The sequence below is a fragment of the Lentibacillus persicus genome, assembly GCF_900112705.1.
GTDB classification, from domain to species: Bacteria; Bacillota; Bacilli; order Bacillales; family Amphibacillaceae; genus Lentibacillus; species Lentibacillus persicus.
Genome location: NZ_FOMR01000018.1, coordinates 15,219 through 29,467 on the forward strand (window position 1 = coordinate 15,219; position 14,249 = coordinate 29,467).

Consider the following 14,249-nt stretch of genomic DNA (forward strand, 5'->3'; position numbering starts at 1 on the left):
TTATTTATAAATTAATTAAAAGTGGAGGGGTAAAATTATGAGTAAATTAACATTGGATTTAGCCACAAAGGTTATTTCAGCAGCAGAAAAAGAAGCAGCAGATATAGGAGTTTCCATGGTGATAACTGTCTTGGATGACGGTGGAAACCTTGTTGCCACACATCGAATGGATGACGCTTGGCTGGCAAGTATCGATATTGCTAAAAATAAAGCCTGGACGTCGGTGGCTTTGAAGATGCCAACATCCAATTTGGCTGAGGCGACAGTTCCTAAGGCTGAACTTTATGGTCTAAATACGACGAATGATGGACGTATTGTAGTATTTGGCGGAGGGATTCCACTTCTTAAAGAGGGTAAAGTAGTAGGCGCTGTAGGAGTGAGCGGAAGTACAGTACCTCATGATGTTCAAGTTGCAGAAGCGGCTGTTAAAGAATTTGAAAATGTTTCTATTAATATTTGATTTAACTGAATGAGAAAATAACGTCTTGAGTGGATTGACCACTTTTCGACCACATTCTCTGGATAAATGTTAGATCATGATTAATAAAGGCCTCTCATTAATTCGCTGAATTTTTGAGAGGCTTTTTTTGTCTTACGGAGGAAATAACTTATATTCAGATTTCTCGCTAACATTATCACAAAACGAGTAGTAAAAAAATAATAGAAGATGTCTTTCTATCTATATTGAACTATCAAGTAGGGGCTGTGAAACAGTTCTATTTTACCAAATGTGCAAGTACTTATTGACAATGAGAATCATTATCAATAGGATGTGTGTAAATAGTGAAAATGATAATCATTATCATTTATAAAGCGGTAAAAGGCCCCTGTTTTAAGCCAAATAAAATTATATGGGTACACTTAAAAACTTTGGTGTTGTTGGCTTTTCCGCACCTCTAATCGAAAAGTAATTACAGCGTGTGTGTAAAATTTTTGATTGATCCGTGTCCCGCGAGATCGGTACAAAATATGTAAAGGTGGGGTGTAAAAATGAGCGAACGTCTATACGAAAAATGGTTTTTAGGGGATTCTAATCAGAGCTTAGAACAATATTATGATTTTATGAATCAAGCTGCTGAAACGCTTGAAACCTATTTCGCCACAGGGAAGAGTAGTTTTTCTGGTAACACACCTAGTCAGGTAAGAGCACAGCTAATGACAAATTTTATAGATATGGGTCCTGAAAAAGGACAGAACACAGAAACTTTATTTAAACATATAGGGGAATCAATTTTACAAAATGCCGTTCATGTCCATCATCCGGCATGTGTTGCCCATCTCCAGTGTCCGCCCCTTATTCCTGCTATGGCTGCAGAGGTTCTTATTGCAGGAATGAATCAATCATTGGATTCATGGGATCAGAGTGGTGCAGCTACTATTGTGGAGCAGGAGGTGGTGAGTTGGTTGTGTGACCTTTATCAATTGCCTAATGGAGATGGTGTATTCACAACAGGCGGCACACAATCAAATTACATGGGGCTTTTATTGGCAAGAGAACATATAAGTGAACGACTATGGAATTGGAATCCACGTCAAAAGGGGATGCATCCGGAAAGTCATCGATTGCGGATTTTATGCTCGGAAGAAGCGCATTTTACCGTCCAGCAATCCGCAGCTTTTTTAGGGCTGGGGGAACAATCTGTCGTCTCAATTTCTACCGATGAGAACTACAGACTTTCCATCACAGAACTGGAACAAAAATTGGATGGCCTGTTTCAGAAAGACATGCTCCCCTTTGCTTTATTTGCGACCGCCGGTACGACAGACTTTGGCAGTATCGATCCGCTTCCTCAAATGGCAGAACTGGCACATGAATATGGACTATGGTTCCATGTGGATGCTGCATACGGAGGCGCCGTTCAGTTAAGTGAAATGTATAAAGGGAAAATCGACGGCATTCAGGAAGCTGACTCGATTACGATCGATTTTCATAAGCAATTTTATCAGCCTATTAGTAGTGGGGTATTCTTGTTAAAAGATCAAAAGAATTTTCAACACCTTAAGCTAAACGCAGATTATCTGAACCCGGAAGAGGATGAAGCGGAGGGTATTCCAAATCTAGTAGGTAAATCTGTTCAAACAACCCGGCGCTTTGATGCTTTGAAGTTATTTTTATCACTGCAATCGCTTGGAGTAAATAGGTTGGGATCCATGGTCGATACAACGATTGATTTAGCAAGGCAAGTAGCACAGTTGTTAGTAGAAGACCCTTATATTCAGATTGAGCACGAGCCTGAATTAAATGCTATTGTTTTCCGATTCTCCCATGCACAAGTGGATGATAAGGGGATCGATGAGATTAACATGAAAATACATGATGAATTGCTGCGAACAGGAAAAGCGGTAATAGCAAGAACGAAAGTAAATGGTAAAGCTTATTTAAAACTAACTTTACTCAACCCAAACACCACTATTGATGATATAGAGACATTATTACAAGAGTTGAAATGTATTGCATTCAACCTTTTAGAGCAACAGGAGGGATTACTCGTATGAATTCAGCCACGTTCAAACGGATGGCAGAACATGCCACACTTCAGAGCTATTTGAATTGCTTTTTAAGAGAAACGGGTTTCGGTGATGTGAAGCATGCCACTGAACTTTCCCAGGTATATAAAGAAAGTCATAGCGGTTATTGGCTTCATTGTTATTTAAAGAACCAGCAAATTCATCTTTATGTACCACTATCATATTGGTCAGAAACGGGCAGACATTTATTTATTAATTTTGCCTTTTATCAGATTGCTTATCAAGAGCCGATTGAACTCGATTATATTTCACTTGTTCATTTTACCACTAAAGAACTGTCTCTCATCCACTCGGGTTCCAATTATCGAACAGATGAACTACTATTGCGTGTTATCCAAAGCGAGCAGATTATGGAGCAGTTTATTAAGGAGAGATGGGAAGACAAAGCACACTTATCTGCCCCAGACTTTACTTTTTTGGAAGCAGAGCAGTCTCTTATTTACGGCCATCTTCTTCATCCAACTCCCAAAAGTAGGCAAGGTTTTTCTGAAGAGGAAATGGTTACGTATTCACCGGAGATGAAAGGTGCCTTTCCATTACATTATTATCGTATCCATAATAGTTACATCTACCAGGATTCAATGCTTGATAAATCAACGGTGAATTTATTAAAGCAAATGGTACGAGAGGATCCCGAGATAACAAATGACTTTAAAAACAAGTACGCTCAGATGGATGACTATGCGCTACTACCCCTTCATCCATGGCAAGCTTCTTTTATAAATGGGAAAAAGCATATAGCTAATCTCAAAAAGGAAGGAATCATCGAAGATCTGGGACAAACTGGAAGGTCATTCTACCCAACGTCATCGATTCGCACACTCTATCATCCGGATGTCTCGTTTATGTGCAAGTTTTCGCTAAATATCAAGGTCACTAACTCAGTTCGTGCGAATCTATGGAAAGAGCTTGAACGTGGATTAGAAGTAAACCGCATTATCAATAGTGAAATTGGCAGCGAGTTGAATGAGAAATACCCCAACTTTTCTATTATTTCAGACCCGGCGTTTATTACGTTGCAACTGGATGGTATGAAGGAAACAGGCTTTGAAGTCATTCTGAGAGATAATCCATTTATGGGGGATCGTGCTGAGCAAGTAACACCTATAGTCGCTCTCGGTCAGGGTTCAATTGATGAAAATAAATCGAGGTTGTCGATGATTATTACAAATCTTGCGAAACAAGAGAACGCTACGAAGGGATTCGTAAGTGAGAAATGGTTCAGACGTTATCTGGATATTTCATTTTCTCCTATTATGTGGCTGTATTTTAAAAAAGGCATTGCTTTAGAGGCCCATCAACAAAATAGCGTTGTTCGGTTAAAAGATGGATACCCTTCTGAATTTTATTACCGAGATAACCAGGGCTATTATTTCGTTAATTCGAACAAGCACTACCTGGAAAAACTTATCCCGGGGTTTAATCAAAAAAGTGACACTGTTTGTGCTGATGAGGTCGCCGATGAGCGCCTTCGTTATTATTTTTTTGTTAATCATTTATTTGGCCTAATCAATGCTTTTGGTACAGCCGGCTTAATTGATGAGAGCAGGTTGATTAAAGTATTACGTGACTATCTTTTAGCTGTCGAAGTTGAAGAGAATCACCCTTCAGGATTACTCGAGAGCTTATTACAGGAGCAAAGCTTTCCATCCAAAGCCAATTTATTAACGAGATTACACGATATGGATGAGCTCGTTGGTGCAATGGAGAGTCAATCAGTTTATGTTTCAATTGCAAACCCGTTATATGGAAAAGAAGGGAGTAAATATGAACCAATATCCACAAGTGTTTAATCGTGCATTTAATCAAACGATTTCTTTTCGACCAGTTGAATTTGAAAGAGATGTTGAACGACTGCACAGCTGGCATCAAAAGTCACATGTTATCCCTTTTTGGCAACAAAATATGCGTTTTCCTAAGTACAAACAACTTCTTTGTAAGCTATTGGAGGATACTCACCAAAGGCTTTGGATTGGTGAGATTGATGGCGACCCTATGAGTTACTGGGAAACATATTGGGTTCAGGACGATGTTCTGGGAGACTATTATGAAACTGATCCATATGATCAAGGCGTGCATCTATTAATCGGAAAACCGGAGTACCTGGGAAAAGGGTATGCTTTACCGATGTTACGCGTTATTTCGGATTATTTGTTTACCGACAACAATACAAAACGTATCGTTTCGGAGCCTGACTACCGAAATGACAAAATGATTCATATATTTTTGAAATGTGGGTTCCAACCAATCAAAATGCTTCAATTACCGGATAAAAAAGCACAGTTTATGAGCTGTGAGCGTAATGAATTTAAGCGACGTTGGGAGAGTATAACAGATGAAAAAGACATATGACGTAATTGGTGTTGGTCTTGGGCCTTTCAACCTCGGGATGGCTGCTCTTACAGAAGATTTAGAAGAGGTGGATGCTCTATTATTAGAAAGGAATTCATCCTTTCAGTGGCATCCTGGGTTGTTATTGGAAGGGACCACGTTACAGGTTCCTTTTCTGGCAGATTTAGTGACGATGGTCTGCCCAAGCAGTCGATTTAGCTTTTTGGCGTATTTACATGATATTGGACGCTTATATCATTTTTATTTTTTAGAAAACTTTCATATTCCAAGAAAAGAATATAACGCTTATTGTCAATGGGTAGCTAATCGCTTATCATCTTGTCAGTATGGCGTGGAGGTTAAGGATGTAACATGGTCCGACGAAAAGGGGCTTTATGTTGTACAGGCTGAACTTCAAGGACAGACGACGTTTTTTTATGCTAAACATGTTGTGTTTGGCATAGGAAGTGAACCACACCTCCCAAATTGGAGCACGGTGCCATCAAATAACGTCTTCCATTCAGCAGAGTTTGCCTATCGAAAAGAGGAATTGACTTCAGCCTCAACTATTACAGTGGTTGGGTCTGGTCAAAGTGCAGCGGAAGTATTTTTAACACTGCTTCAAGAACAAACGCAACATCAATACGAGCTGCGTTGGTACACAAGGTCAGATGGCTTCTTTCCAATGGAATATTCAAAGCTTGGTCTGGAGCATTTTTCACCTGATTATACGAATTATTTCTATCAGTTGTCTCAGCACAAAAAGGGTGAACAGTTATCAAAACAAGATCTTCTTTATAAAGGAATCAGTGCTGATACGATCTCGGATATCTATCAAGTTTTGTATGAGCGGACTATTGGTCAAACGCCGTTGAATGTTCGTATGATGTCTAAAACGTCAATCGTAGATATTTTAGAAAAAGCCGGCAAACTTGTGTTAAAAGCCAATCAATGGGAGCAAGAGGAAACGTTTGAATTTAAATCCGATTATGTTGTAGCTGCTACAGGTTACAAGACCCCTTCCTTATCAACGTTTCAGGGATTATTGGGGGATGTGATGTTTGATGAATGGGCTCGCCCTCAGGTCAACGAGCAATACGATCTCAAGATGTTCACCGAACGTGATGGCAAATTATTTATTCAAAATGGAGAAATGCATACACATGGGGTAGGGGCACCTGATTTAGGGCTCGGGGCGTATCGAAATGCTGTTATTATTAACCAAATCGCTGGAAGAGAAGTTTATAAAATTCGTTCCAAAAATATATTTCAGGATTTTGGAGTTACCAAATCGTTAGTCGAGGTGTAACAAGGGGGATGAAACATATGAAAAATGATTTTCTAAATAATCGGGTAGGCCAAATCTTAACATCAGATCGATGGAAGCAGGCAAATCAGAAATTATTGGCTAAAATGATTGCTGAATTTACGTACGAAGAAATGATATTCCCGGAAGAACAACAAGCGGGGGAGTGGTTATTATCAATTAGTAAGGATGTTAACTATCGTTTTTCAGGTCAGTCAAGATTAATGGATAGTCTTTATGTAAACCCAACATCAATTGAACGCTGGGATGGTGCGGAATGGAAGGCAGCCGGCGATGCTATTCAATTTATACATGATATTCAGAAGGTTTTAAAGATGGACCCGTCAACGATTGCTTATCTTATTAAAGAGTATAAACATACGCTATTAGCAGATGTTCACATTCTTGAGAAAAAGGAGCACAAAACAGCAAAGGACTTACTTCGAATGGCCTACTCTGAAATTGAAGCGGAAATGGAGGGTCATCCGTGGATCACCTACAATAAAGGGCGGATTGGTTTTTCCTATCGGGATTATATTGAATATGCTCCGGAGCAACAGAGAATGACGAAGCTTCATTGGATTGCAGTTCATAAAACCTTTGCAACTTTTCATTCAGTCCCAGGGATTTCACATGATGATCTTCTAAAAATGGAATTAGAGGAAGAGTGCTATAAGAGATTTAAAGATGTATTGCTGGATCAAGATGTACATGCTTCCGATTATTTCTTTATGCCGGTCCATCTATGGCAATGGGAAGAGGTGATTGTACCTTTCTACGCAGAAGAAATAGCCACTAAAAATCTCATATACTTAGGGCCAGGAGAAGATTTGTACCTCCCGCAGCAATCGGTTCGTACATTTATAAATCAGGAATATAAGAATAAACATCATGTCAAAGTACCAATCAGTATTCTGAATACCCTTGTATTTCGGGGGTTGCCCAGTGAGCGAACGGTATTAGCACCAGAAATTACGCAATTTATTCAAGAGATCCGAGATGGCGATTCATTTCTAAGTAATGAATGTAAAGTGGTTCTACCTGGTGAAATAGCGAGTGTAAATGTAAATCATCCTGACTATGTAAATCTGGAGGCTTCCCCTTATCAGTTTTTGGAAATGCTCGGAGTTATTTGGCGTGAAAGTATATATCAATTTTTAGATGATGATGAATCTCCTATTACGCTAGCTGCTCTTCTGTACGAGGATCAACATGAGAGGCCTTATATTTTGGAATTGATTAAGGAATCGGGTTTAACGGTAGAGAAGTGGGTTGAGCAGTTATTCGAGGTTATTCTGCCACCACTCCTCCATTTTCTATACCAGTATGGCACAGTCTTCTCACCGCATGGTCAAAATACAGTTCTCATTCTGAAGGACAATAGGCCTCACCGATTAGCTGTAAAGGATTTTGTGGATGATGTCAATATAAGTGATCAATCAATCCCAGGTTTAGATAAATTATCCAAAGATATGAAAAATGTGTTGCGCAGTGAGGCGCCTGAGGGGTTGTGCCAATTCATCTTTACAGGGCTGTTTGTTTGTCATAATCGTTATCTTGCCGATATTCTGGATCGAAAGGCTAATCTTAGTGAATATCGTTTTTGGGAAATTGTTAGCGAAACGATTCTACGGTACCAGAAACGATTTCCGCATTTGCAGGATCGGTTTGAATTATTTGATATGTTTCGCCCCACCTTCACTAAACTGTGCTTGAATCGCAATCGTATGTTGGCGTATGGTTATAAAAATGGTGATGATCGTCCACACGCTTCTGAATACGGTAAAGTCCGAAACCCTCTTTATGAAGTAGCTAAGGGGCATATAAAAATGTGAAAAAGGGCTGTCACGTTTGGTGTGACAGCCTATTTTTATGGTCTTTAAGCGCTGTTATTCCTCATACCTCTAATGAATAATCCCGCGTTGAACGAGTTCAACATTTACTTTCGTGTTGATCGTTATTTCAGGGTATGTTTCCTCCCACTCCAGGGCTTCCCATGTATCATGATGAAAAGCAATTATTTTTCTCCCGATACCAAGGGCGTCGCTGTTGGCTTCCTGCAGTTTCTGAATGATTTTATCGGCTTCTTGTGTAAAACTTTTGGAAAGTGACTCGTTCAGTTTATTGAATTCTTTCCGATTGGTAAGCTGATCTTTCGGATATTCAATAGCTTTAACGGTCAGGTCTGTCGTCAGATCTACAGTTATTTCGTTATTGTCGCTGACTTTCAGATCCATACGGCTGTTTACTGTATTGACATCAATGGTGATATAATTAAGAATCTCGGGGTCGCGGTTTTCACTGATTTTTTTCGTTAATCGCGCTCTCCTGCCTTTATTGTTATCCATCAGCTGGAATAACACACCCTGCTCAGGGGTTAAATATTCCCCTGTATATTGTTCCCCACTAAAAATAGCCAAACCTTTTATATTATTAATGGAATTTTCTATATCCACATTACCCAAGCTCAATAAAGGCAGCATAAAATCTTTCCCTGGATCAAACATTACAGAAAAAACATCCTGAATGTTCTGTGTCGGGATAATCGATGATGTCTCTGCGCTCTTGAGCAAATTTCTTAAATAATCACTAACTTTTGGGGTGTCTGCAGAATCCTTTGAAAGGATCGCTTTCGCCGGACCTTCTGCTACTGCCAAAAGAGCACTGAGGTTGCTTTTCGGGTTACGATAAAAAACATCAAGGACCGGGTAGATTTTTTGTTCTGTCACTTTTTTACCCAACACGACAACTTTCATTTTTGAAGCATCAAGATTTCCAGGGATTTTTTTATCTATATTCATCCTTGCTTCTCTGGGTGTATTGCCATGTGCTGAAATAATTTGCACACTTTCCTCTCCCATCCCCTGTTCAGATTTCCGCACATATGGAAGAGACACAGTCATAGAAATTTTTCCCGAATCCGTCAAATCCGTTCCACCGCTCAGGACAAGCTGTGCCTCCTTGAACAGCCTCTGATCCCAGCACCCTGCAGTGAATATCAGGCACCCCAACAGTAAAATGAGCTGGCCGAGCCGTTTAGTTATCATCCGCCTTCACCTCATTTTCCTTTTTCCGGAATAAATAAGATATGATCAGTAAAAATGCAGGGATCCCCATTGTGAAAATAAAGCTCAAATTAGAGGCATATGTACTCATTGCCGATACTTTCAGTTCGTCGTTTCCGGGTATAAGCGAAACAATGAACACCATCCCGCCCAGCCAGGGGACGAATTTGTAATGTTTTTCTGAACGATGAAACATATAGGCTATCCCTTTAGACGCCATGAACAAATAAATCATAAAAGATGTGGCAACCGAAACGAGCCAAATTGATAAAAAAACCAAATCCACACGTGCAAAGACAGGAAACTCGAACGTTTTCAGCATGTAAATGATCGGCTCAGGTACCAGTTTTAATTCGTTAGGGCTGAAGTAGGCCAGGGTTATCACAATCGTGTACGTGTAAAACAATGTCACCAATAAATTGGCCAGGGATACCTTTTTCAGTATTCCTGAACTTTTTCCTTGCACAAACGGATATATCACCAGCAATAAATCAAATCCAAGAATAGCTAAAATTGCTTCCTTTGCCCCTGACAAAATTTTCATCCCGCCAGCCTCGCCGATAGGAAATAAATGGATGAAATTTGCTTCCCGGAGTCCATATGTTGTCACAAGAAACAGGACAACCAATAACACAGATACAACGGTAAAAAAGCGAGCTAAAACACGGAGGTTGCCCGTACAAACATAAATGCCTGTAAAGGTCATTAAAAATGAAATGACCCATGATGGTGTTGCTGGCAATATCCAATTTTTAATGACTTGAGCATTTACAGCGAGAACAGCAGCAGCCGTAAAGGTAAAATAAATTAAATAACCTGAATTGACAATATTACCAATCCATTTCCCTAATAGGCGTGAAAGAATATCAAACAGCATAGAAGACGGAAAACGTCTGCATAGCATCCAAATAACAACGATAGCTACCTGGATCGCCAACCCTGCCACCAGCATGGATATCCATCCATCTTGTCGGGCTGTGTCGAACACATTGAAAGCAAGACTTAATATACCTACTCCTATCTGCGCCTGAATGACGAGAAAAAAAAGCTGTTGTTGGGTAATATTATTTCCCGAACTCATGTTTTTTTCCACCCTCTTGACTCCCTTTGTCTATTAAGCTCCTCGACTTGTGTATCAGATGGCCGCTGATTCATTTTCCAAACCGGTACCCTGATAAATGTATCTTTCAATTCGTTCCATTTCAAAGGCGCCCAAGGAGAAAAATAAGGGGTGCCAAATGATTCGAGTTTGCACAAATGGATTAAAATAATCATTGAAGCAAAAGTGATGCCTACAAATCCCAGCAAAGCTGCTGATAAAATCATTGGGTAAATAAGTATGCGTACTGTTGTGCTCATTTCATTGGAAGGAACGACGAACGAAGCAATCGCTGTTGTAGCAATAATAACGATCATCACATTCGAAATCAGTCCTGCACGCACCACTGCATCACCTATAATCAACCCTCCAACGATACCAATCGTCTGACCGACCGGCGTCGGCAGCCGTACCCCTGCTTCTCTTATTAGTTCAATTGTGATAACCATAACCAAGGCTTCCAAAATCGGCGGATAAGCAATGTCGTCAATTGAGGCTTTGATTGGCAGGACCAGATCATTTGGAATAAATTCAAAATGAAAAGCAATTATTGCCGTGTAGAAAGCTGGAAGTGTTACAGCCAGAAAAAAACTTAGCAGCCTGATCATTCTCAGGTAACTGCCTGCAATCCAACGGCCATTGTAATCATCCGGTGTTTGATAAAAAGCCATTAAAGTGACCGGTAAAATCAAAGCTGTTGGACTGCCTTCCACCATCACAGCCACTCTTCCTTCCATAAGGTCAGACATTACACCATCAGGGCGCTCAGTGTTCAACATTTGCGGAAAAGGCGAAGAGGGTGTATCTTCAATAAACTCTTCCACATAACCCGGGCTTATGATGGTGTCAGAAGTTATCCATTTCAGACGTTCATCCAGTTTTTTCACTACCTCGGGATCTGCCAGGCTTTGCATGAATAGAACGCCTACATTTGTGTTCGACCTTTCTCCTACTTTATAATACCGTACCGCCAAGTCAGTACTTTCAATCCGTTTCCTGATCAAATTAATATTGATAATTATATTTTCCACAAAACCTTCATGTGAACCGCGAACGACTTTTTCATTTGCAGGTTCGTCGACCGAGCGGTTATGTATAGCCGTAGCATTGAAGGTATATAGTTCCGGCGTTCCTTTAATGAACAGTAAAGCATGCCCTTTCAGCAACTGTTTGATGCCTTCGTGTAAATCAGTGTGCTGCTTTCCGGTTGATTCCATATTTTTTATTTGAATTTGGTTATTATCCATTTTAGAAAGCGGGAGGATAACTTTTTCATTTACTTTATCCTGGTCTGACAAGGTCTCCAAATAAACAAGTAATGCCTTGCCATCTTTTAAATACATTTTTTGCAGATCACTTGGATGATTTAGTTTTTGTTGAATATATGAAAGGTTATCATCCAACTTGGATGAAATTTGTTTTGTATCTTCAAGGTTGCGGTAATCTTTCATGTAATTATTATCTTCTTTTTTTCCAAGGAACTTTTTTAATAATTTCACATACCCACCACACTTTTTCTCTTAGTTTGACCAAAAGAATAAAATTTATTTTAAAGTCTTTTAAAGCGTGTGGTATGGGAAACTTGTCATAGGTAGTGTAGAAATAAAAAAATCCATACACCCATATTTCATGAGGGTATGGCAGGGGAGGGCGAGGGATCAATGTATAGAAGACGAAAGAACGTTCAGATTAAGTTTATAAACTGTGTTCTTGGTATCTGTTTTTGATTTCATATAAAAAATAGCCTCTGTTGGGATTATATGCTTTTATTCATCTTTTTTTTGAAAACTTGCTTTGACAGTGCCAAGTTTTTCAAACGCTGCTTCGAATGAATCACCATCTTCAACCGGTACAGCTTTTGACAAGGCACCGGCCAGGATTTTCTCACCTTTTTTTAATGAGATTCCATATTCGCCAAGGGCATTCGCGAGCCAAACAACTGCGTTGACTGGATTATCCATCACCGCCGATCCGTCTGCACGATCCAAAAATGTACCGTTCTTATAGACGGTCATTTCAGTTGCAGGGAGGTCAATATCACTGAGAGCTTGTTGTGCATTGCCAAAAACAGCACCTGCCGAGGATCCATTATCGGCGACCGTATCTTCAAATTGGATCTGCCAGTCTTTTATCCTGCTGTCTATAACTTCAATAGCCGGGGTAACATAGTCAGTGGCATTGATGACATCCGTCACGGTTACGCCCGGCCCTTGCAAATCGTGATGAAGGACAAATGCAATCTCAAATTCAACTTTTGGCTGTATAAATTGATCAAGTGAAATAACGGTGTCTTCCTCGAAAACCATGTTATCCAACAGATGACCATAATCCGGTTTATCGACGCCTAACATCTCCTGCATCGCTTGACTTGTCAATCCGATCTTTTTACCGATGACGGCAGCACCTTTTTCGCGTTTGCGGCGAACGATTTCGAGTTGTATTTGATAGGCCTCATCAACAGAAATCGCTTCCGCTGATGAGGTGAATCGTTCAATCGATTTCCTATCGCTTTCAGCTTCCAGAAGCGTGGAAGCAGCTTGGTGAATATTCATCAACATTCTCCTCGGATACATGACTTGATTTATACTGAATAAGAATACATAATGTGATCTTGGACACGCCTGTGCCACGTAATGGCTATACGGTCTCCGCTTGTCATGGTTGCTTGATCAAATTCAAGCGGTAAAATAGTCTGTTGATCTTCCGCCACTTCAACCTTTGTCAGGATTGGATGATTTTTTGTTTCAATCGTTACCATGTAAGATCCCGGGGCAGGGACGGTATATTGTGATAAAGGATGGAATGCTCGGCCGTCCCATTTGCATGCCAATTCATAAGACCGTCCCAAAATATGCTGCAGCGTTTTCATGTCGCCGGTTGAAAGCAACTGACGGATCCACGTAGAGCTGATTTTTTGGCCTTGATACGAAACCTTATCGACTTTTGTCACACCCAATTTGCCGCCGGAGTCGTCTTCCATCCGTCCCACATGACCGGCGCCAAACTTGCCGTAAGAGAAATCATAGCCGGCAACAGCGTGTTCGACACCAAAGTCAACCAAGTAATTCGACACATACGCTTCCGGCGAAAGCGATGCAAACGATTTGTCAAACTCAACAATATAAAAGGTATCAACACCCAGCTGTGCCAAGACCTTCCCTTTTTCGGTCAGCGGCATGATATAATCAAACGTCTCATTGCCTTTCGACAAAACGGTTTTCGGGTGCGGGAAGAAGCTCATCACCGTCACCGCGACACCGCGTTCTTTCGCCTTGTTAACGGCAGTCCGGATCACCTTTTGGTGACCCTTGTGAATGCCGTCAAAAAAGCCGAGAGCCATTACATTTGAAGTTGATTTCTTTTTCCAATAGTCAAGATTTGCGGCGTTCAGATATATGGTTTCCATAATGATAACTGCTCCTTTGTCATGCTTTAATCATGAAGCTGAGTTGGCTTTTTCATTCTCCAGGGAATGATAACGTCCGCAGTTAAAGATTAATGGTTGCCCGTCTTCCAATTGAATATCGGTCACCTTACCGACAAACAACGTATGATCACCTTCCACGTATTCACTTGAAACGTCGCAAGCAATCTGTGCCAGTGAATTCGGCAAGACCGGTTTCCCGTCAAGGTATTCAAATTCAACCGGCTCATCGTTATCAATCTGCCCGGCAAACGTCATCGACATTTTTTGCTGCTCTTCAGACAAAACACTGATTGCAAACGTTTGACTTTCCTTGATTCTATCCAGCATCTGGGCATCTTCTTTAACCGAAATAATCACCAGCTTCGGATCCATTGACACGGACATAAATGCATTCGCGGTCATCCCGTGTACCTCACCATTAACTTCAGTTGCAATCACATTAACCCCTGTCGCAAATTTCCCCATCGCATTACGAAATTGACGATTATCCAT

12 protein-coding genes are annotated in these 14,249 nt (G+C 40.5%); 6 read left to right on the plus strand and 6 right to left on the minus strand.

Annotated features, from left to right (window positions below):
• Positions 1-37 precede the first annotated feature (37 nt).
• From BMZ22_RS16340 to BMZ22_RS16365, 6 genes are all read left to right on the plus strand, one after another.
• A complete protein-coding gene (locus BMZ22_RS16340) occupies positions 38-460 on the plus strand; it encodes a GlcG/HbpS family heme-binding protein (RefSeq protein ID WP_090087648.1) in 423 nt (140 codons plus the stop codon).
• 530 nt (positions 461-990) lie between these two features.
• Positions 991-2,496: a pyridoxal phosphate-dependent decarboxylase family protein gene (locus BMZ22_RS16345; protein WP_090087651.1), complete on the plus strand. Its 1,506-nt coding sequence runs from the start codon at positions 991-993 to the stop codon at positions 2,494-2,496.
• Positions 2,493-4,322, plus strand: coding sequence for an IucA/IucC family protein (locus BMZ22_RS16350; RefSeq protein ID WP_090087654.1), 1,830 nt, complete (start codon positions 2,493-2,495; stop codon positions 4,320-4,322). Before BMZ22_RS16345 ends, BMZ22_RS16350 begins: the two co-directional genes overlap by 4 nt.
• Complete coding sequence (locus BMZ22_RS16355; RefSeq protein WP_218144069.1) at positions 4,297-4,881, plus strand: GNAT family N-acetyltransferase; 585 nt, start codon at positions 4,297-4,299, stop codon at positions 4,879-4,881. The genes BMZ22_RS16350 and BMZ22_RS16355 overlap by 26 nt, the downstream gene beginning before the upstream one ends.
• The gene (locus BMZ22_RS16360; protein ID WP_090087658.1) at positions 4,865-6,169 is read left to right on the plus strand and encodes a lysine N(6)-hydroxylase/L-ornithine N(5)-oxygenase family protein; all 1,305 of its coding nucleotides are present in this window, start codon (positions 4,865-4,867) and stop codon (positions 6,167-6,169) included. The genes BMZ22_RS16355 and BMZ22_RS16360 overlap by 17 nt, the downstream gene beginning before the upstream one ends.
• Positions 6,170-6,186: 17 nt before the next feature.
• Complete coding sequence (locus BMZ22_RS16365) at positions 6,187-8,001, plus strand: IucA/IucC family protein (protein WP_143069998.1); 1,815 nt, start codon at positions 6,187-6,189, stop codon at positions 7,999-8,001.
• A gap of 69 nt (positions 8,002-8,070) precedes the next feature.
• On the opposite strand, the gene BMZ22_RS16370 is transcribed toward BMZ22_RS16365, so the two are convergent.
• The 6 genes from BMZ22_RS16370 to BMZ22_RS16395 all read right to left on the minus strand — a co-directional run.
• The gene (locus BMZ22_RS16370) at positions 8,071-9,213 is read right to left on the minus strand and encodes a Ger(x)C family spore germination protein (protein ID WP_090087662.1); all 1,143 of its coding nucleotides are present in this window, start codon (positions 9,211-9,213) and stop codon (positions 8,071-8,073) included.
• Positions 9,203-10,312, minus strand: coding sequence for a GerAB/ArcD/ProY family transporter (locus BMZ22_RS16375; protein ID WP_177183478.1), 1,110 nt, complete (start codon positions 10,310-10,312; stop codon positions 9,203-9,205). Before BMZ22_RS16375 ends, BMZ22_RS16370 begins: the two co-directional genes overlap by 11 nt.
• On the minus strand, positions 10,309-11,829 hold the full coding sequence (locus BMZ22_RS16380) for a spore germination protein (protein WP_245745526.1): 1,521 nt from the start codon (positions 11,827-11,829) through the stop codon (positions 10,309-10,311). The genes BMZ22_RS16375 and BMZ22_RS16380 overlap by 4 nt, the downstream gene beginning before the upstream one ends.
• A gap of 267 nt (positions 11,830-12,096) precedes the next feature.
• On the minus strand, positions 12,097-12,882 hold the full coding sequence (locus BMZ22_RS16385) for a 2-keto-4-pentenoate hydratase (RefSeq protein WP_090087667.1): 786 nt from the start codon (positions 12,880-12,882) through the stop codon (positions 12,097-12,099).
• A gap of 29 nt (positions 12,883-12,911) precedes the next feature.
• Positions 12,912-13,736, minus strand: coding sequence for an FAD synthetase family protein (locus tag BMZ22_RS16390; RefSeq protein ID WP_090087669.1), 825 nt, complete (start codon positions 13,734-13,736; stop codon positions 12,912-12,914).
• A gap of 30 nt (positions 13,737-13,766) precedes the next feature.
• A partial coding sequence (locus BMZ22_RS16395) for a flavin reductase family protein (protein ID WP_090087672.1) occupies positions 13,767-14,249 on the minus strand: 483 nt, incomplete at its 5' end.

Coding starts and splice junctions, on each gene's coding strand:
- BMZ22_RS16355 (WP_218144069.1), top strand. CDS start 4,297: ATGAACCAATATCCACAAGTGTTTAATCGTGCATTTAATCAAACGATT.
- BMZ22_RS16375 (WP_177183478.1), bottom strand. CDS start 10,312: ATGAGTTCGGGAAATAATATTACCCAACAACAGCTTTTTTTTCTCGTC.
- BMZ22_RS16360 (WP_090087658.1), top strand. CDS start 4,865: ATGAAAAAGACATATGACGTAATTGGTGTTGGTCTTGGGCCTTTCAAC.
- BMZ22_RS16390 (WP_090087669.1), bottom strand. CDS start 13,736: ATGGAAACCATATATCTGAACGCCGCAAATCTTGACTATTGGAAAAAG.
- BMZ22_RS16345 (WP_090087651.1), top strand. CDS start 991: ATGAGCGAACGTCTATACGAAAAATGGTTTTTAGGGGATTCTAATCAG.
- BMZ22_RS16385 (WP_090087667.1), bottom strand. CDS start 12,882: ATGAATATTCACCAAGCTGCTTCCACGCTTCTGGAAGCTGAAAGCGAT.
- BMZ22_RS16350 (WP_090087654.1), top strand. CDS start 2,493: ATGAATTCAGCCACGTTCAAACGGATGGCAGAACATGCCACACTTCAG.
- BMZ22_RS16340 (WP_090087648.1), top strand. CDS start 38: ATGAGTAAATTAACATTGGATTTAGCCACAAAGGTTATTTCAGCAGCA.
- BMZ22_RS16370 (WP_090087662.1), bottom strand. CDS start 9,213: ATGATAACTAAACGGCTCGGCCAGCTCATTTTACTGTTGGGGTGCCTG.
- BMZ22_RS16365 (WP_143069998.1), top strand. CDS start 6,187: ATGAAAAATGATTTTCTAAATAATCGGGTAGGCCAAATCTTAACATCA.